The following is a 413-nucleotide window of genomic DNA, read 5'->3' as shown; positions in this document are numbered from 1 at the left end:
CGACCGGCCAGCACAGCATGCGCCGCTTCGCGGTCAGCCAGATCGCCAGCGCGCTGACGATCCCGCCGGCGATTTCGAGTGGGGACATCGTCTGTGCTCTCCTGGGTAACGGCCGGCGGCGCGCGTCATGCCGCGCACACCGGACCATCAGAAATCATAGGTCAACGATACGCGCGCGGTACGCGGCGCGCCCGGGAACAGGTACGCGTCGCCCTGCTGCTCGCCCGCGTCGCGCCAGTAGAACTTGTTGAACAGGTTGTCGACCGACACGCGCAGCACCGTGCGATGGCCGCCGATCTTCGTCGTATAGCGCGCGCCGAGATTGAACACGAACCACGACGGCACGCGCGCGGTGCCCTCTTCGTTCGCGTTGCGGCCCGCGCTGTACTCGACGCCGCCGAGCAGGTTCAGCC

General features: G+C 68.0%; 2 pseudogenes. Both read right to left on the bottom strand.

Annotation, left to right across the window (positions count from 1 at the left end):
* Nucleotides 1-88 (bottom strand): annotated as a pseudogene (locus SB816_RS29990) (nicotinamide riboside transporter PnuC); the annotation flags it as partial.
* Nucleotides 89-147: 59 nt separating this feature from the next.
* A pseudogene (locus SB816_RS29985) lies at nt 148-413 on the bottom strand (TonB-dependent siderophore receptor); the annotation flags it as partial.

This window comes from Achromobacter sp. SIMBA_011 (genome assembly GCF_046535435.1).
GTDB lineage: Bacteria > Pseudomonadota > Gammaproteobacteria > Burkholderiales > Burkholderiaceae_B > Achromobacter > Achromobacter dolens.
This window is presented reverse-complemented; position numbering and strand designations above follow the sequence as displayed.